Origin of the sequence: Vreelandella gomseomensis, assembly GCF_031451645.1 — a bacterium.
Classification (GTDB): Bacteria; Pseudomonadota; Gammaproteobacteria; order Pseudomonadales; family Halomonadaceae; genus Vreelandella; species Vreelandella gomseomensis.
Genome location: NZ_JARWAI010000002.1, coordinates 234,256 through 250,913, shown reverse-complemented (window position 1 = coordinate 250,913; position 16,658 = coordinate 234,256). Strand labels below are relative to the sequence as shown.

General features: G+C 60.9%; 18 protein-coding genes and 1 other RNA gene. 4 read left to right on the top strand and 15 right to left on the bottom strand.

Translation table 11 applies throughout. The annotated features are described in order from the left end of the window. Positions 1-61: 61 nt before the first annotated feature. From mraY to rsmI, 8 genes are all read right to left on the bottom strand, one after another. Positions 62-1,144, bottom strand: coding sequence for a phospho-N-acetylmuramoyl-pentapeptide-transferase (mraY, locus tag QC815_RS03325; protein WP_230446643.1), 1,083 nt, complete (start codon positions 1,142-1,144; stop codon positions 62-64). Between the two features lie 9 nt (positions 1,145-1,153). Next, on the bottom strand, positions 1,154-2,512 hold the full coding sequence (locus QC815_RS03320; RefSeq protein ID WP_230446642.1) for a UDP-N-acetylmuramoyl-tripeptide--D-alanyl-D-alanine ligase: 1,359 nt from the start codon (positions 2,510-2,512) through the stop codon (positions 1,154-1,156). Beyond that, positions 2,513-3,997 (bottom strand): UDP-N-acetylmuramoyl-L-alanyl-D-glutamate--2,6-diaminopimelate ligase, encoded by a 1,485-nt coding sequence (locus tag QC815_RS03315; RefSeq protein ID WP_230446641.1) that lies wholly within the window; start codon positions 3,995-3,997, stop codon positions 2,513-2,515. It lies immediately after the preceding gene. A gap of 15 nt (positions 3,998-4,012) precedes the next feature. After that, the gene (locus QC815_RS03310; RefSeq protein ID WP_230446640.1) at positions 4,013-5,719 is read right to left on the bottom strand and encodes a peptidoglycan D,D-transpeptidase FtsI family protein; all 1,707 of its coding nucleotides are present in this window, start codon (positions 5,717-5,719) and stop codon (positions 4,013-4,015) included. After that, positions 5,716-6,051: a cell division protein FtsL gene (gene ftsL / locus QC815_RS03305; RefSeq protein WP_230446639.1), complete on the bottom strand. Its 336-nt coding sequence runs from the start codon at positions 6,049-6,051 to the stop codon at positions 5,716-5,718. The genes QC815_RS03310 and ftsL overlap by 4 nt, the downstream gene beginning before the upstream one ends. A gap of 10 nt (positions 6,052-6,061) precedes the next feature. After that, positions 6,062-7,018, bottom strand: a complete 957-nt coding sequence (gene rsmH / locus QC815_RS03300) for a 16S rRNA (cytosine(1402)-N(4))-methyltransferase RsmH (protein ID WP_230446638.1) — start codon at positions 7,016-7,018, stop codon at positions 6,062-6,064. Between the two features lie 49 nt (positions 7,019-7,067). Further along, positions 7,068-7,426: RNase P RNA component class A (gene rnpB / locus QC815_RS03295), an RNA gene on the bottom strand. 32 nt (positions 7,427-7,458) lie between these two features. Continuing rightward, entirely contained in the window at positions 7,459-8,316 is an 858-nt protein-coding gene (gene rsmI / locus QC815_RS03290) for a 16S rRNA (cytidine(1402)-2'-O)-methyltransferase (protein ID WP_309766945.1), read from the bottom strand. A 110-nt stretch (positions 8,317-8,426) separates the two neighbouring features. On the opposite strand from rsmI, the gene QC815_RS03285 reads away from it, so the two are divergent. Genes QC815_RS03285 through QC815_RS03270 form a run of 4 tightly spaced genes read left to right on the top strand, consistent with a single transcriptional unit; the run spans position 8,427 to position 11,560 of the window. Further along, on the top strand, positions 8,427-9,968 hold the full coding sequence (locus QC815_RS03285) for a penicillin-binding protein activator (RefSeq protein WP_230446636.1): 1,542 nt from the start codon (positions 8,427-8,429) through the stop codon (positions 9,966-9,968). Beyond that, positions 9,958-10,329: a YraN family protein gene (locus tag QC815_RS03280; protein WP_230446635.1), complete on the top strand. Its 372-nt coding sequence runs from the start codon at positions 9,958-9,960 to the stop codon at positions 10,327-10,329. Before QC815_RS03285 ends, QC815_RS03280 begins: the two co-directional genes overlap by 11 nt. 21 nt (positions 10,330-10,350) lie before the next feature. Beyond that, complete coding sequence (locus QC815_RS03275) at positions 10,351-10,938, top strand: phosphoheptose isomerase (RefSeq protein WP_230446634.1); 588 nt, start codon at positions 10,351-10,353, stop codon at positions 10,936-10,938. 37 nt (positions 10,939-10,975) lie between these two features. Then, positions 10,976-11,560, top strand: a complete 585-nt coding sequence (locus tag QC815_RS03270; protein ID WP_230446896.1) for a BON domain-containing protein — start codon at positions 10,976-10,978, stop codon at positions 11,558-11,560. Between the two features lie 82 nt (positions 11,561-11,642). On the opposite strand, the gene QC815_RS03265 is transcribed toward QC815_RS03270, so the two are convergent. The 7 genes from QC815_RS03265 to rplM form a co-directional block, all read right to left on the bottom strand. Beyond that, positions 11,643-12,143, bottom strand: a complete 501-nt coding sequence (locus tag QC815_RS03265; protein ID WP_230446633.1) for a ClpXP protease specificity-enhancing factor — start codon at positions 12,141-12,143, stop codon at positions 11,643-11,645. 54 nt (positions 12,144-12,197) lie between these two features. After that, on the bottom strand, positions 12,198-12,824 hold the full coding sequence (sspA, locus tag QC815_RS03260; protein WP_230446632.1) for a stringent starvation protein SspA: 627 nt from the start codon (positions 12,822-12,824) through the stop codon (positions 12,198-12,200). Positions 12,825-12,971: 147 nt separating this feature from the next. Beyond that, complete coding sequence (locus QC815_RS03255) at positions 12,972-13,718, bottom strand: cytochrome c1 (protein ID WP_309766942.1); 747 nt, start codon at positions 13,716-13,718, stop codon at positions 12,972-12,974. Then, complete coding sequence (locus tag QC815_RS03250) at positions 13,718-14,977, bottom strand: cytochrome b (protein ID WP_230446630.1); 1,260 nt, start codon at positions 14,975-14,977, stop codon at positions 13,718-13,720. The genes QC815_RS03255 and QC815_RS03250 overlap by 1 nt, the downstream gene beginning before the upstream one ends. Further along, entirely contained in the window at positions 14,977-15,576 is a 600-nt protein-coding gene (petA, locus tag QC815_RS03245) for a ubiquinol-cytochrome c reductase iron-sulfur subunit (protein WP_309766940.1), read from the bottom strand. The genes QC815_RS03250 and petA overlap by 1 nt, the downstream gene beginning before the upstream one ends. Positions 15,577-15,787: 211 nt before the next feature. Beyond that, positions 15,788-16,177 (bottom strand): 30S ribosomal protein S9, encoded by a 390-nt coding sequence (gene rpsI / locus QC815_RS03240; RefSeq protein WP_230446628.1) that lies wholly within the window; start codon positions 16,175-16,177, stop codon positions 15,788-15,790. A gap of 13 nt (positions 16,178-16,190) precedes the next feature. Continuing rightward, positions 16,191-16,619, bottom strand: coding sequence for a 50S ribosomal protein L13 (gene rplM / locus QC815_RS03235; protein ID WP_016913499.1), 429 nt, complete (start codon positions 16,617-16,619; stop codon positions 16,191-16,193). Positions 16,620-16,658: the final 39 nt, after the last annotated feature.

Genomic DNA, 16,658 nt, shown 5'->3' with positions numbered 1-16,658 from the left:
GCTCCCTTACACCGGGCCGCTAAAGGCCCGACGGTATTAAAAGAAAGAAAGTGTTAGATGCTTAACGCACCTTGAGCGTTGCTAGTCCCAACAGCACCAGCACGACGGTAATGATCCAGAAGCGCACGATCACGCGCGGTTCGGGCCAGCCTTTCAACTCATAATGGTGGTGCAATGGCGCCATCCGGAAGATGCGGCGCCCCGTCAACTTGTAGGAGCCGACCTGCAGAATGACCGAAACGGTTTCGAGGACGAAAATCCCGCCCATGATGAACAGTACGATTTCCTGGCGGACGATAACCGCGACGACACCCAGCGCCGCACCCAGCGCCAGCGCCCCCACATCGCCCATGAACACCTGTGCAGGATAGGTGTTGAACCATAGAAAGCCCAGCCCTGCCCCCGCTATCGTGGCGCAAAACACCGCCAGCTCGCCGGTTCCAGCAATGAAGGGTATGTGCAGGTAGTCGGCAAACAGGGTATTGCCCCCGGCATAGGCAAATACCGCCAGCCCCATGGCAACGAGCACGGTCGGCATGATGGCCAGGCCGTCAAGGCCATCGGTCAGGTTGACCGCGTTGGAACTGCCGACGATAACCAGATAGGTCAACAGGATATAAAAGACGCCCAGGGGAATGGCAACGTCCTTGAGCGTCGGGATCAACAGACTGGTTTCCACCGCCGAGGCAGCGGTGAGGTACAGAATCACGGCGGCACCCAAGCCCACCACCGACTGCCAGAAATATTTCCAGCGCGCGGGGAGCCCTCGGGGGTTTTTCTCGACGACTTTGCGGTAGTCGTCTATCCAGCCGATGGCGCCGAAACCGAGGGTCACCCCCAGCACCACCCAGACGTAGTGATTGGTCAGATCCCCCCAGACGAGGGTGCTGATCGATATGGCCATCAAAATCATTGCGCCGCCCATGGTAGGCGTACCGGCCTTGGAAAGATGCGACTGGGGGCCATCATCGCGCACCGCCTGACCAATCTGACCTTCAACCAGACGCCTGATCACCCACGGGCCCAGCCACAGACACAGGAACAGTGCCGTCAGGGCGGCCAGAATCACCCGCAGCGTTAAATAGTTGAAGACCTGAAAGGCAGATTGATACTGCGCAAGAAAATTCGCCAGGTGAAGTAACATGAACGGCGTTTACCTTATTTCATCCGTGCGCAGGGCGGTGACAATGTGTTCCATGCCTGCACTGCGCGACCCTTTGACCAGCAAGCTGGCATGGGGCGGCAACGTATTGTGAAGATGACGCACGAGCGTCGCGTGATCATTAAAATGCAGTCCACCATCAAATGCTTCGCTGGCCGGCCGCGCGGCGTCGCCTAGGGTAACCAGCATCTCGATACCCAGTTGGGCCGCGTACCGGCCAATCTCCGCATGCAGTTCCTGGGCCGCGTCACCCAGTTCGCCCATGGCACCCAGCGCGCACCAGTGGGGGCCAGGCAGGCTAACCAGAGTGTCCAGGGCGGCTTTTACCGCCCCGGGATTGGCGTTGTAGGTGTCGTTAAGCAGGCTTGCGCCGCGTAGCCCCGGTAGAACGCTCAGCCGGTTGGGCAACGCCGTCAAGCGCGTTAATCGCTCTACTACCTGCGCGGCATTCACATTAAGGGTGAGTGCCGCCGCCGCCGCCGCCAGGGCGTTGCTGACATTATGCCTGCCCAGCAGCGGTAGCTGTACCCGACCCAGGGAGTGGCCTTGATAAACAAGCGTGAAAGCATAACGCCCTTGGGCGTCACAGGAAAGCGCTTGGGCGCAGATATCCGCCGGCCCCTCAACGCTGTAGCTGATGACACGGCGCGGCGCCGCACAGGCGCGCCAGTAGGAAAAGTAACGATCATCGCGGTTCAAAATCGCCACCCCATCGGGCTGCAAACCGCTCAGTAGCTCGCCCTTGGCCTGGGCAATCTGCCCCATCCCGCCAAATTCACCCACGTGGGCACCGGTCACGTTGGTAATGACCGCCACCCCGGGGCGCGCCAGGCGCGTCGTCCAGGCAATCTCGCCCAGATGATTGGCGCCTAACTCGACCACGGCGGCCTGATGAATGGCGGTCAGGGCCAACAGGGTAAGCGGCGCACCAATATCATTATTCAGATTGCCACGCGTGGCGTGAACGGCGCCCAGGGGTTCAAGCAAGGCGGCGGTGATTTCCTTTACCGTGGTCTTGCCACTGTTGCCGGTTACCGCCACCATCGGCCCCGGCCAGGCGTCACGCGCGGCTGAGGCCAGCAACCCCAGACCCAGGCGAGTATCCGGGCACACCAGTTGCGGCAGTGGACTATCAACCGGCGCCTCCACCAGCGCCGCTACGGCGCCCGCCTGGCGGGCGTCTTCCAGCATATCGTGGCCGTCGAACCGTGGCCCCTTGAGCGCCACAAACAGCCCGCCGGGCACCATGTCACGGGTGTCGGTGACCACACCGCTGAGCGGCGTAGCCGCTAATGCAGACGGTGACTCGATGGCAAGCGCATCGGCCACACGACCTAGCGTCCAGTCCATTCAGCGCGCCTCGCGAGCGGCGAAGGCGGCTCGCACCGCCTCGCCATCGTGGTAGGGGTGGCGAACCCCGTTTATTTCCTGGTAGGGCTCGTGGCCCTTGCCTGCCACCAGAATGACATCGCCAGGTTCGGCCTGGCGAACCGCGTAAGCAATTGCCTCAGCGCGTTGCGGTATTTCCAGCGGCTGCGCCTTGGCGCTGAAGCCTGCCAGAATCGCCTGACGGATCTCCTCGGCCGCCTCCCCCCGGGGATTATCATCGGTCACGATCACGCTGTCGGCGTGGGTTTCTGCCACGCGGGCCATCTCCGCGCGCTTGCCGGTATCGCGCTCACCGCCGCAGCCAAACACACACCACAAACGACCCGCGTGCCCCGCCAGCGCGCGCAAGGCATTGTCGAGCGCGTCCGGCGTGTGGGCATAGTCGACCACAACACTTGGCGCGCCCGCCTGACGGTAGCCTTCCATGCGCCCGGACACCGGCGAAAGCGACGCTGCGGCGTCGAACAAGTCGTCCAGCGGCTCGCCAAGCCCATGCAGGGTCGCCATCGCCAGCAACACGTTATCCAGGTTAAAGCGCCCCATGAGCGCCAGCGAAAGCGTTTTTTCACCTTCAGGGGTGGCAATCAACGCCTCCTGCCCCTGGCTGTGGGGGTGCCAGCCCACGACGCGCAGCGTGACGGCCTCGTCGCCTCCCGTTGCCAGCACGCGCACGCCGCTATCACAGCCGGCCAGCATCAGGCGAACCAGCGGATCATCACCATTCATGACCGCAAGCTCAAGCTCTGTGCGCCGGAACAGCTTGGCCTTGGCCGCAGCATAAGCGGCCATGCTGCCGTGGTAATCCAGGTGGTCGCGGCTCAGGTTGGTGAACACCCCTGTGGTGATATCCACGCCGTCCAGCCGGGATTGGTCAAGGGCATGGGAGGAGACTTCAAGCGCGACGCGCTGCACGCCCTGGTGCGCCAACCCGCCCAGCGCCGCATGCATGGCAAGCGCCCCTGGCGTGGTCAGCCCCGAATCGCGTAGCGCCCCCAGCCGTCCAACGCCCAGGGTGCCGATGACCCCGGCAGGCGTGCCCAACGCGTCGCTCAACGCAGCGATATAATGCGTCACCGAGCTCTTGCCGTTGGTGCCCGTCACGCCAATCACCATCGGGCCATCAGGCTGCTGGAAGAGCGCTCGCCCAAGCTCTCCCAGTCGACGGGTCAGGTACGGCAGCTCAAGCACCCGGCCGCTGAGCGTCACGTCACCCTCCCCGGCATGGGCAAGTACCAGTCCGGCCCCTGCCTCTAGCGCCTTGTCGATAAAGTCGCGACCATCAAAGCGACTGCCGGGGACGGCTACAAAAATATCGCCAGGCGTGATCTGACGCGAATCGCTGGTAATCTCGAAGCGCTCGGGCAACGCCGGCAGCTCACGGGGTAACTCACCGGCGGGCCACACCTTGGTCAAGGCGTGTCTTACCTCATTCGGGCTGAGCGTCATGCAATCTCCTTCCCACTATTCAACTTCATGATCGGGGGGCACATCCAACAGCCGCAGCGCATTGCCGGTCACGCTCGAAAACACCGGCGCGGCCACGGCGCCACCGTAGAATTCGCCGGCTTTCGGGTGATCGATCATGACCACTGTAACAATACGCGGATCCGAAATCGGCGCAATGCCGGCAAACACGCTCCGGTAAGCATCCTTGGCGTAGCCTCCCTCACCGGACTTACGCACGGTGCCGGTCTTGCCACCCACGCGGTAGCCTTCCACCCGTGCGCGACGCCCCCCGGTATAGGCAGCCACCGAGTCTTCCAGAATATGCAACAGGTCATTGGCCACGCTGGGCTGCATTGCCGGCGTTCCCTCGGGGGGAGAGGACAAGCGTAACAGGGACGGCGGTATGCGGGTGCCTTCGTTGGCAATGGCGGTATACGCACTTGCCAACTGGACAGCCGACACGGACACGCCATAGCCATAGGAAAGTGCAGCCCGTTCGCTGCGCGACAGGCGTATCGGTGAAGGCAAGTGGCCGGTGGCTTCCCCGGGGAACCCCGTTTCGGTACTTTGACCAAGGCCAAGCTGCCGGTACTTTTCCCAGATCGCCGTGTCATCGAGCTCAAGGGCAAGGCGAGACATACCAATATTGGACGACTTTTCCAGAATACCCGCCAGATCCAGCTCGCCGTAATTACGAAAATCGCGGATCGTGTACCCATCGATACGCATCCAGCCCGGCGACGTATCCACGACGGTGTGTCGATCAAACCCGTCACTTTCCAGCACCGCCGACATGGCCAGCGGTTTCATCACCGAGCCGGGCTCAAAGACGTCAACCAGCGCTTGATTACGCAGCCCTCGCGGATCGAGCCCGGCGCGATTGTTGGGGTTGTAAGACGGCAAATTGGCCATGGCCAGCACTTCACCGCTGTGCGCGTCCATCATGACCAGTATGCCACCATCGGCGTCGTTTTCGGCAACCGCCGAGCGCAGCTCACGATAGGCCATGTACTGCAGCCGCTGATCGATCGAGAGCGTCAGGTCACCACCTGGCTGAGCTTCGCGGATCACGTCAAGCTCCCTGACCAGCCGCCCCCGGCGATCCTTGAGAATACGCCGTTGGCCGGGATGGCCGGCCAGATGTGGCTGATAGGCAAGCTCAAGACCTTCCTGCCCCACATCATCAACGTTGGTCACACCGAGCAGCTGAGCGGCCACCTCACCGGCGGGATAATAGCGTTTGTACTCGCGCTGGGGGTAGACACCGGGCGTGCGCAAGTCGAGGATGCGCTGGGCAGCCTCGGGGGTCATCTGACGGCGCAGATACATGAACTCGTGTTCACTGTAGCGCGCCACCCGGGCTTCGAAAGCCTCCAACGACATGCCCAGCGCCTGGGCCAATACGATGCGCTGGATGGCGTCGTCGGGAAGCTCCTGAGGATTGGCCCATAGAGTCACGACAGGCGTCGAAATGGCCAGTGGTTCGCCGTTGCGGTCGGTAATCATACCCCGATGGGCGGGAATCGTCTCGTTGCGCAGCGTGCGGGCGTCGCCCTGACTCTGCAAAAACGGACGGTCAATGACCTGAAGCAGGGTAATACGGCCTATCAGGATGGCCGAAGCGATGGCAATCATCAGCAGAACAAAGAAAAACCGTCCTCCCGGCAGAGGCGGCGCGACGGGGGCTTGGCGCGAGCTGACGCCTCGGCGCTGAAAGCTCATGGCCGGATGACCTCGACGTCGTTGACGTCGGGAATACGCATGCCCAGGCGCTGGGTGGCAATCTGCTCGATCCGGGCGGGCGTCGACCAGGCACCTTCTTCAAGGAGCAGTTGGCCCCATTCGGTGTTGAGCTGATTCTCCTCCTGCTCCAACTGCTGCAGCTGAGCATACTGTACACGCGTGGCGTGGGTGGTGACGACAACGCAGAACGCCGTGGCCAGGCAAGCCATAAACATAAAGCTGAACGCTACCGGCCAGGGCTTCAGGCGAAAGGTAAAAGGCCACTCGGCCTGCAACGTGGACAGCCAACGATCAAGTTGCTCCATGCTCATGATGACCTGATCACACTCGTTTACGCGCCGCTCGCATGACCGCGCTGCGGGCACGTGGATTATCGGTTACTTCGTCGTCACCCGGCCGTCTTCCCTTGCCCAGCGCTTCGAGACGACGGTTCAGCTGGTCATCGCGAATCGGCACGCCGCGTGGCAAATGCGTATCGCCCCGGACGTGATGGCGAATGAACCGCTTTACGCGGCGGTCTTCCAGTGAATGAAAGCTAATCACCACCAGGTGGCCGCCCGGCGCCAGGGCCTCAAGCGCCGCCTCAAGGGCGGCATCCAACTGCTCCAGCTCACCGTTCAGGTAAATGCGCAGCCCCTGAAAGGCCTTGGTGGCGGGATGCCGGCCTTTCTCCCAGGCGGGGTGCGCCGCTTTCAACACCTCGGCCAGATCGACGGTATGCGTAAAGGGTCTTTCGCTGCGCCGGTTCACCACCGCCCGCGCCAGCCGTTTCCCAAAACGTTCTTCGCCGTAGGATTTAAACACCTGCGCAATGGTTGACTCGCTGGCATGGGCGAGGAAGTCGGCGGCGCTTTCTCCCTGGGTGGGATCCATGCGCATGTCCAGCGGTCCGTTACGCATGAAGCTGAAACCACGCTCGGGGTCGTCCAGTTGCGGCGAGGAAACACCCACATCCAGCAGGATACCGGCCAGCTTGCCGTGCACCCCTTGCTCGTAGGCTACTTCGGCCAGGCGTGCGAAATCGCGCTGAACCATCCTAAAACGGGCATCAGTAATCTCTGCGGCGGCGGCAACGGCCTGAGGGTCCCGGTCAAGGGCAATCAAGCGCCCTGCTTCATTCAGGCGTGAAAGAATCGCCCGCGAGTGCCCGCCGCGACCAAAGGTGCCGTCGAGGTACACGCCACCGGGTTGATGCACGAGGGCATCGACGGCACCGTCCAGTAGCACGCTGGTATGCTCGAAATGGGCGCTAGCCTGATCGACGTCAGGTGACGGCATAGTACACTCACAGGATATTAAGCGGGCATGCCGGGGCATGCCCTTGTGGATGGGGAGTCGGCCGATAAGCCGGGTTCTGTCGTGGACAGTCATTCCTCTAGGCGCTGCGTTACCCCAGCGCTCAAGCAACCTACCCGAACCCAGCGCGGGCCACGCCATTGGATCCCTATTTGGTCTTGCTCCGAGTGGGGTTTACCTTGCCACGCACTGTTGCCAGGCGCGCGGTGCGCTCTTACCGCACCCTTTCACCCTTACCGGCCTCGAAAGGCGTAGGCGGTCTACTCTCTGCTGCACTTTCCGTCGGCTCACGCCGCCCAGGCGTTACCTGGCACTCTGCCCTGTGGAGCCCGGACTTTCCTCCCCCGACCCCTTTTGAGGGGTGTCAGCGGCGACTGTCTGGCCAACTCCGGCGGCAAGCATACCAGCGCCTTACGTTCGCCTCAATGCTCGCCTTTGATTGCCTGCAGCCGGGCATACCAGGTTTGCTTGCGGCCGCCGAACAAGCGCGCGGCCACCCCGGCCGCCTGCTTGACGCCGACCCCTTCGGCCAGCAGGGCGTCGAGCAGGGTATCCGCGTCAATCGCCTGCTGCTTGCTTTGCACCGCCGGGGGAGCACCGGCGACAATCACCACAAATTCGCCGCGCGCCTGATTGGGGTCATCGGCCAGTTGCGCAAGCAAGGACGCTGGCGACCCATGGAGAAAGGTTTCAAACGTCTTGGTCAACTCGCGAGCCAATACCACGTCGCGCTCGGCCAGCTGCTCATTGAGCGCCTCGAGGGTATGCACGATACGGTGTGGGGATTCATAGAACACCAGCGTCTCTTCGCGGGTCTTCCAGCCCTCCAGTGCCTGGCGGCGCGCCCCCGGTTTGGCGGGCAGAAAGCCGCCGAACACGAAACGATCGGTTGGTAGCCCCGCCCCGGAGAGCGCGGTAATCAGGGCACAGGGGCCTGGCACGGGCACGATGTGGCGGTTGCGGGCTCGCAACTCGCGAACCAGGACAAAGCCGGGGTCGCTGATCAAGGGGGTGCCCGCATCGCTGATCAAGGCAATATCCTCGCCTTCAGCGAGGTAACGATCCAGGGTGTCAATCCGTCGCGCTTCATTGTGTTCGTGCAAGGAAAGCATCGGCTTGTTCAAGCCCAGATGAGACAATAGGCGTGCGCTGTGGCGGGTATCCTCGGCGGCAACTCGCGCGACGCCGCCAAGCAGCCGAATCGCGCGGGCGGATAGGTCATCCAGATTCCCAATCGGCGTGGCGACCACGTACAATGTTCCCGGTGGTGTCTGTGTCATCGTGACTCCCAATTCGTCAATGGCTTGCCCCTCGGTACGCTATGCTTGTGCAGAAGCCGTCAAATCGTTGACAAGCAGCGATGGCGCAAATGGAAACTAAGGAAGGATACATGAAACAGTCATTACGTGGCTTTCTCGCCGCTACGCTCATGGCGCTTCTCGTTGCGGGCTGTGCGACGCAGTCTCCCAGCGTTGTCGACCGGGCCCCCGACCGAGACCCCGGCCAACTGCTCCGCCAGGCAGAGGAACAGGTGCCCGAACAGGCAGCCATGACGCGCCTCGAGGCGGCCGACATCCTTGCCCGTCAGGGTGAGCGTGAGGATGCCTTCGAGACTGCCGGGAATATCGACGAGCAGGCACTGCCCGAGTCAGATCGGGTACGCTGGGCGCTGCTGTTTTCTGAGCTGGCTCGCGCACTCGACGACCCCCACAGCGTACTGCGCGCCACCCAGGTGCTTGACGACGAGCTGCCCATGCCCTCGCGTGCCCAGCGTACCCTTGAAGACCGCCAGCGCTGGGCACGCGAGACCCTCGACAAGCCCGATCCCGAGCGTTTTGCGCTACCCGAACTCGAAGGCGAGACAATCAATCGGATCGCCGTGGCACTGCCCGAATCCGGTGCCCTCAGCAACCTGGCCGAGGCCCTCGCGTCGGCCATGCGTCGCCATCATGACATCCAGGGCGATGACGTGCAGCTGAGTTTCCTCGATGCCACACAATATTCGCTTGACGAGCTTTACGACCGCGTCCAGCAAATGAACGCCCAGGTCATGATTGGCCCACTCAGCAAGGAACAGGTCACCCAGCTCGAGCAACGCGATAGCGTGCCGGTGCCCACCCTGGCGCTCAACTACGGCAGCAGCGAGCGCAACCAGGCAAAGCGGCTTTTCCAGTACGGCCTGTCCGCCGAGGATGAAGCGCGTCAGGCCGCCCGTCGCGCCTGGCAGGATGGCCACCGCCGGATGGCGCTGATGGTGCCGGACAACGACTGGGGGCAGCGCGTAGGCGAAGCATTCTGGAATCAGTGGCAGCGCCAAGGCGGCGATATCACCAATGCAGTGCGCTACAACCCGGGCAACCCCGTTTCCGACGCGGTAAAGACCGCCCTAAACGTGCGCGGCGAACGCGCCCGGCTTGATGATATCGACGCCCTCTTCCTCCTCGCGCTGCCTGAATACGCGCGCCAGGTACCACCGACCATGGACTACTACTACGCTCAGGATCTGCCCGTCTACGCGACCTCTCATCTCCACGACGGGGCCCGCCAGATACGTCTTGACCAGGATCTCAACGATGTCATGTTCATGGATATTCCCTGGCAGATCCCCGACGCCGCCGTGGGTGGCGAAGAGGTACTACCCTTCTACGCAAGCTACCAGCGCCTGCGCGAAGAGTCCGATGCCTCCATGTTCCGGCTGATGGCCATGGGCGTCGATGCCTACGAAATCGCCACCCGGCTGTCGGACTTTTCCCAACTGCAAGGCTTCGACGGCAGCACCGGCAAACTGTTTCTCACCAGCGACGGACGGATTTATCGCGAGCTTCCCTGGGCCAAGTTCCAGAACGGTGTCCCTTCGCCGATTCTGATCCCCGGCCTGCTGGGCGATACGCAAGGGAACCAAGCCGACAACGACGAGCGCAATGGCGACTAGCCCGAAAACCGCACGCGCCCGCGGCCAGGCCATTGAGCAGCTAGCTGCTCAATGGCTCCAGCAGCATGGGCTGCGCTTGATCGCCAGCAACCACCACGTCAAGGGCGGCGAGCTTGACCTGATCATGCAGGATGCGGATATTCTGGTCTTTGTCGAGGTCAAACACCGCAAATCAAGTCGCCATGGACACCCACTTGAGTCGGTGACGGTTCAGAAACAGCAGCGACTGATACGCGCCGCACGGTTATACTTGGCCGCGTTGCGTCACCCTGTACCGTGCCGTTTTGATGTTGTCGCCATGACCGGCACGCCCCCTGATGTCGACATCGAGTGGGTGAAAGCCGCGTTTGACGCCTTTTGAATTCACAATCAGGAAGCCCTAATGGACTTTCAATCACGCATACTGGGTCATTTCAACGCCAGCATCGATACCAAAACCTATGCCAGCGAGGTGCTGCCGCCTTTCATCGAAGTCGCCAGCCAGATGATGGTGCAGTGTCTGGTGAGCGAAGGAAAAATTCTCGCCTGCGGCAACGGCGGCAGTGCTGGCGACAGCCAGCACTTCTCCTCCGAGCTGCTCAACCGCTTTGAGCGTGAACGGCCAAGCCTGCCGGCGCTGGCGCTGACCACGGACACTTCAACGCTTACCTCAATCGCCAACGACTATACCTACAACGAAGTTTTCTCCAAGCAGATCAGGGCGCTGGGCCAACCCGGCGATATCCTTCTGGCGATCTCGACAAGCGGCAATTCGGCCAATATCGTTCAGGCCATCCAGGCCGCCCATGACCGCGAGATGACGGTAGTGGCCCTCACCGGCCGGGACGGCGGCGACATGGCCTCGCTGCTAGGCCAGGACGACTGCGAAATTCGCGTTCCCGCCACCTCTACTGCACGCATTCAGGAGGTTCACCTGCTGGCCATTCACTGTTTGTGCGATCTAATCGATGAGCAACTCTTCGGCGGCTAGCCCCGCTGCGTCGTCAATGAAAAGGAACCTGTTTATGATGAGCTTATCACTTTCCTCGTCGCGTCTATCCCGCCTGCTAATGGCGGCCACCCTGGGTGCAAGCGTCCTGCTGGCCGGCTGTGCAACCGACACCCGAGTTGATTCATCCCACTACGGCCAGCGTAGCGAAGACGTGGCGGCCGTAGACGCCACCATCGAACGGGAAGTCGGGCACGCGCTGGAGCGGGCTGACGGACGCCTGGGCGATGCAAGAATTCGCCCGCACAGCTTCAACGGCACAGTGCTGCTGGTGGGCCAAGTGCCCAGCGAAGAGCTGCGGGACATGGCAGAAAACGTCACCGCTGACCTGCGCGGCGTCAACGACGTGTACAACGAACTGACGGTAGCCGCCCGCCTGCCCTCCACCCAGCGCCTCACCGACACCTGGTTGACCAGCAACGTGATCAGCCGGCTAGCCACCAACGACAGCATCGATTCCTCGAAACTCAAGGTGACCACCGAAAACGCCAGCGTCTACATCATGGGCATGGTGACCCGAGGGGAAGCGGATCGCATTGTCAACGCGGTCTCCAACGTGGCGGGGGTGCAACGCATCGTCAAAGTCTTCGAATATATCGACTGACGCCACGCGCTAGGCAAAAAAACCTCGCTGCATGACAGCGAGGTTTTTTATATCCACTGGTAACGCAGTGCTTAAGAAACGACTACTTCACCACACGCAGCGAGGGCTTTTTCTTGCCGCCTGATTGACCCTTGGCTGCATCGTCAGACACGTCCGGCGGCGTGTTATTCGACGATGGCTCCGCATCAGGGGTCGGATCGGTCACCGAAAGCGTCGGCTTGCCAGGGGCAGGCGACTCGTCAAGCGGCTCCTCCTCTTCCAGCGAGGTCAGTTCCGGTTCGTGACCGAAGACCATCCCAGCCCCGTTTTCACGGGCATAGATGGCGATGAGCGCCGGCGTGGGAATCATGACCTGCATCGGCTGACCGCCAAACCGGGCGTTAAAGCCGACAGCCTGATTTTCCATGAACAGGTCGCGCACCGCCGTCGGCGCGACGTTCAAAACGATTTGGCCGTTCTGGACGAATTGGCGCGGCACCTCGACACCCGGCTGGGTGGCATCCACCACCAGATGGGGGGTCAGCTCATTATCCACCAGCCATTCGTAAAGCGCTCGGGCGATATAAGGACGGCTCGATTTCATCTAGACTCGCTCCTCCTGACAGACGAGCCCCGCCAGGCGAGGCCCCGTGTGGGTTCAAGCACGCATTTCTTTCTCGCGCTCGTTCAACGCGGCCTTGAAAGCGTCTCGCTCAAACACACGTGACATATAGCTCAACAGCGGCTTCACCTGTTTTTCCGGCAGCTCGATATTCAGCGCAGGCAAGCGCCATAGAATGGGCGCCAGGCAACAGTCCACCAGGGTGAACTCGTCGCTCATGAAGTACGGCATATCTTCGAAAATAGGCGAAATGCCGATCAGGCTTTCGCGTAGCTCCTTGCGCGCCTTCTCTGCATCCTTTTTCCCACCGCTGACGATCTGCTCGACCATCGGGCACCATTCACGCTCAATGCGGTGCATCCAGAGGCGGCTCTGTGCACGCGCGACGGGATACACGGGCAGTAACGGCGGATGCGGAAAACGCTCGTCCAGGTACTCCATCATGACCTTGGACTCGTAAAGCACCAGATCGCGGTCGAGCAGCGTGGGCACGCTGTTATAGGGATTCAAGTCGGCTAGTTCGTCAGGCACATTCTCGCCGGATACATCGACGACATCGACCGCCACGCCTTTCTCAGCCAGCACAATGCGCACACGATGACTGAAATGATCATCATTACCTGAATAAAAAATCATTGACGACCGTTTGGCCACAACTCCCATGAAACCATCCTCGCAGCGAATCAATCTTGGATAATAACACGTCCACCCCACCTTTGGGGAAGGCGACGCCATGCTTTAAGGCCAAGGCTAACACGCAAAGGGCGCGCGGTCTGGCCGCACGCCCCGGGTTGCCCTGTAGCAATGCGCTCAATGAATGTCGCGCCAGTACTCTCGCTTGAGGAAATACGCCATCACGCCAAATATAAATAGAAAGATGAGCACCTTGGGCGCCAATGCCTGGGCCTTAAGCTTTGAAGGCTCTCCCACATAAGCAAGGAAGTTGGTCAAATCATAAACGGCGCGCTCAAACGCCTCCGGGGATAGCTCGCCCTGCTCGGTTACCTCCAGCCTGCAGTCAGCATCGGACGCTTCGCCATCTTCGGAGGCCGCCGCGTCATCGCACACCTTTTCCTGCACGCCCTGTAAAGGCTCAAGTACGTTGGGCATGGCGACCAGCTCAAACACCGTGTTGTTAACCCCCGTGGGGCGCTCCGGATCCTGGTAAAAACTGAGCAGGTACGAATACAGCCAGTCCGTACCGTGCAGGCGCGCAGAGAGCGTCAGATCCGGCGGGGCAGCCCCGAACCAGGTCTCGCCGTTGACCTCGTCCATCGCCGTTTGCATTTGGTCGTTAAACGCCAAGTCCGGCGAAAAGATGACGTTGTTTTCAGCAATATCCCGGGGAATTCCCAGATCCTCGGCGGCGCGCGAGAATCGCTGGTACTCGAGCGAATGGCACCCCATGCAGTAGTTCACGTAGAGTTTCATGCCATTTTGCAACGACGCTCGGTCCTGCAAGTCAGGCTCCATGGAATGTGGCACACTGGCGCCACCGGCAGCCACGGCGGCAAGCGGCACGAAGATGGCAATGAGCGCGATCAGTTGTTTTTTCATCAGCCAGTCACCCTTTCCGGTACGGGTTTTGTTGTTTCCAGCCGCGTATAGATTGGCATCAGCAGAAAATAGGCAAAGTAGATCGCCGTGCACACCTGGGCCAGCAGCGTTCTGGCGCCGGTTGAAGGCAACACCCCAAGCACCCCAAGCGTCACGAAGCTGGCCGCGAATAACGCCAGCATCAACTTGGAGATCCAGCCTTTATAGCGCATTGACCGCACCCGACTGCGATCCAGCCAGGGCAGCACAAACAGTATCGCAATAGCGGCGCCCATACACATCACCCCCAGAAACTTCGCCTCCAGACCAAATATCGAGAAGGTGATCGCGCGCAAGATTGCGTAGAACGGCGTGAAGTACCAGACCGGGGCAATATGGTCGGGCGTCTGCAACGGATTGGCAGGCTCGAAGTTCGGCGTCTCGATGAAATATCCCCCGCCTTCCGGAAAGTAAAACACCACCACGCAAAACACGAATAAAAAGACCGCCACGCCCACCAGATCCTTCACGGTGTAGTATGGATGGAAGGGAATCCCGTCCCGCGGGTTACCGGCTTCGTCCTTTTTCTGCTTGATATCGATGCCGTCCGGGTTGTTCGAGCCCACCTCGTGCAGCGCGATGATATGCAGCACCACCAGCGCCAGAATCACGATGGGCAGCGCCACGACGTGGAGCGCAAAAAAGCGGTTCAGCGTAATGCCCGAAATCAGGTAGTCCCCGCGTATCCACTGCGCCAGATCCGGGCCAATCCCCGGGATGGCCGAGAACAGTGAAATAATCACCTGCGCGCCCCAGTACGACATCTGCCCCCAGGGCAGCAGGTAGCCCATGAACGCCTCGGCCATCAGCAGCAGATAAATCGCCATGCCGAATATCCACACCAGCTCGCGCGGCGCCTTGTAGGAGCCATAGAGCAGGCCTCGAAACATGTGCAGATAGATCACCACGAAGAAGGCCGAAGCCCCGGTGGTGTGCATATAGCGGATCAACCAGCCCCACTCCACGTCGCGCATGATGTACTCAATGGAGTCAAAGGCCCCTTCGGCGCTGGGGTTGAAGCTCATGGTCAACCAGATGCCGGTGATGATCTGGTTGACCAGCACCAGCAGCGCCAGCGAGCCGAAAAAATACCAGAAATTGAAATTCCTGGGGGCGTAATAGTGAGATAGGTGATCCTGAAAGAACTGCGTTGCCGGCAAGCGGTCGTCGACCCAGCGCATCAGGCCGCGTGGGGCTTTGGCTTTATTTGGATTACCCATCAGGCCGTCTCCTCATCTTCGCCAACGATGATGATGTTATCGCCCTCGAAACGATAAGGGGGCACTTCAAGATTGGTCGGCGCCGGTACGTTGCTGAACACTCGCCCCGCCAGGTCAAATCGCGACCCGTGACAGGGGCAGAAAAAACCACCGGGCCAGTCATCAACGCCTACGCCGTCCGCATCGGGCTCGGGCCGATACACAGGCGAACAGCCCAGATGGGTGCAGATACCAATCAGCACGCCTATTTCAGGCCTAATGGAGCGCATTTGACCGGTACTGTAGGAAGGCTGCAACGACGACCTGGAGTCGGGGTCGGCGAGACGGTCAGCGGCAAACGCTTCGGTGCGCTCGATCATTTCGGGCGTACGATTAATGATCCACACTGGTCGCCCTCGCCATTCGAGCGTCATGCGCTGGCCGGGAGCGAGCTTCGACACATCGGCCTGAACAGGGGCACCCGCTGCCCGCGCTCTGGCGCTAGGTTGCCATGCCGACACAAAGGGGATCGCCACGCCCACGGCCCCCACTGCGCCGACAACGGTCGTTGCCCCTACCAGGAAGCGACGCCGCCCCCTGTTAACGCCGCCATTTGCCATATCCACTCCCTCACCCTTGAGCCTCGCCTATCGCTTGCTGCCCAGACGAGGGTTCGTATTGTTATTGGTCGTCTCTGTATTAAGGTAGTTGAATCCACACACTGAGCGCCAGACCCACCCCATCTTTTACACAGACCGCAAAAGTGGTTGTCGTAGCAAAAAAAAACGCCCGGGCCATTGGCCCGGGCGTTTTCCACAGTCTTGCGCGTGATTAACGCTTGGAGAACTGCGGGCGACGACGCGCTTTGCGCAGGCCGACTTTCTTACGCTCAACCTGACGCGCATCGCGGGTGACATAACCCGCCGCACGCAGTGTCGGACGCAGGTCTTCATTGTAGTTCATCAGTGCGCGAGTGATGCCGTGGCGAATCGCACCGGCCTGCGCAGAACCACCGCCACCCTCAACCGTGACGTAAACGTCGAACTGGTTGAGCGTTTCGGTGAGCTCTAGCGGCTGGCGCACGACCATGCGGCCCGTCACGCGACCAAAGTAATGGTCCAGCTCGCGGTTGTTGACGGTAATTTTGCCGGAACCCGGCTTCATGAAGACGCGCGCGGTGGAAGTCTTGCGGCGCCCGGTACCGTAATACTGCTGTGTCATGGCGAAGAGTTCCTCAGATGTTCAGTTCAAGCGGCTGTTGGGCAGCATGCGGATGCTCGGCACCAGCGTACACTTTCAGTTTCGAGTACATGGCACGGCCCAGCGGGCCTTTCGGCAGCATGCCTTTCACGGCAGACTCAATGATGCGCTCGGGGGCATGGTCGAGCATTTTGTCGAACGTCATGGAGCGCAAACCGCCCGGGTAACCAGTGTGGCGGTAATAGGTCTTGGCCTTCGCCTTGTTGCCGGTCACTTGGACTTTTTCAGCGTTGATGACCACGATGTAATCACCGGTATCAACGTGAGGGGTAAATTCGGGCTTATGCTTACCGCGCAAGCGGCGAGCAATTTCGGTAGCCAGACGACCGAGCGTCTTGTCCGTTGCGTCAACAACGTACCAATCACGCTGGACGGACTGCGGCTTAGCACTGAACGTCTTCATGGATGAAATCACCAATTAAAATGTGTTGGGTACTACACG

Bases quoted from the DNA above. Each gene is read 5' to 3' on its own strand.
- QC815_RS03255 (WP_309766942.1), bottom strand. From the start codon at position 13,718: ATGAAAAAACAACTGATCGCGCTCATTGCCATCTTCGTGCCGCTTGCC.
- QC815_RS03310 (WP_230446640.1), bottom strand. From the start codon at position 5,719: ATGAGCTTTCAGCGCCGAGGCGTCAGCTCGCGCCAAGCCCCCGTCGCG.
- QC815_RS03275 (WP_230446634.1), top strand. From the start codon at position 10,351: ATGGACTTTCAATCACGCATACTGGGTCATTTCAACGCCAGCATCGAT.
- QC815_RS03265 (WP_230446633.1), bottom strand. From the start codon at position 12,143: ATGAAATCGAGCCGTCCTTATATCGCCCGAGCGCTTTACGAATGGCTG.
- mraY (WP_230446643.1), bottom strand. From the start codon at position 1,144: ATGTTACTTCACCTGGCGAATTTTCTTGCGCAGTATCAATCTGCCTTT.
- QC815_RS03280 (WP_230446635.1), top strand. From the start codon at position 9,958: ATGGCGACTAGCCCGAAAACCGCACGCGCCCGCGGCCAGGCCATTGAG.
- ftsL (WP_230446639.1), bottom strand. From the start codon at position 6,051: ATGAGCATGGAGCAACTTGATCGTTGGCTGTCCACGTTGCAGGCCGAG.
- QC815_RS03315 (WP_230446641.1), bottom strand. From the start codon at position 3,997: ATGACGCTCAGCCCGAATGAGGTAAGACACGCCTTGACCAAGGTGTGG.
- QC815_RS03285 (WP_230446636.1), top strand. From the start codon at position 8,427: ATGAAACAGTCATTACGTGGCTTTCTCGCCGCTACGCTCATGGCGCTT.
- petA (WP_309766940.1), bottom strand. From the start codon at position 15,576: ATGGCAAATGGCGGCGTTAACAGGGGGCGGCGTCGCTTCCTGGTAGGG.
- rsmH (WP_230446638.1), bottom strand. From the start codon at position 7,018: ATGCCGTCACCTGACGTCGATCAGGCTAGCGCCCATTTCGAGCATACC.
- rplM (WP_016913499.1), bottom strand. From the start codon at position 16,619: ATGAAGACGTTCAGTGCTAAGCCGCAGTCCGTCCAGCGTGATTGGTAC.
- QC815_RS03320 (WP_230446642.1), bottom strand. From the start codon at position 2,512: ATGGACTGGACGCTAGGTCGTGTGGCCGATGCGCTTGCCATCGAGTCA.
- sspA (WP_230446632.1), bottom strand. From the start codon at position 12,824: ATGGGAGTTGTGGCCAAACGGTCGTCAATGATTTTTTATTCAGGTAAT.
- QC815_RS03250 (WP_230446630.1), bottom strand. From the start codon at position 14,977: ATGGGTAATCCAAATAAAGCCAAAGCCCCACGCGGCCTGATGCGCTGG.
- QC815_RS03270 (WP_230446896.1), top strand. From the start codon at position 10,976: ATGAGCTTATCACTTTCCTCGTCGCGTCTATCCCGCCTGCTAATGGCG.
- rpsI (WP_230446628.1), bottom strand. From the start codon at position 16,177: ATGACACAGCAGTATTACGGTACCGGGCGCCGCAAGACTTCCACCGCG.
- rsmI (WP_309766945.1), bottom strand. From the start codon at position 8,316: ATGACACAGACACCACCGGGAACATTGTACGTGGTCGCCACGCCGATT.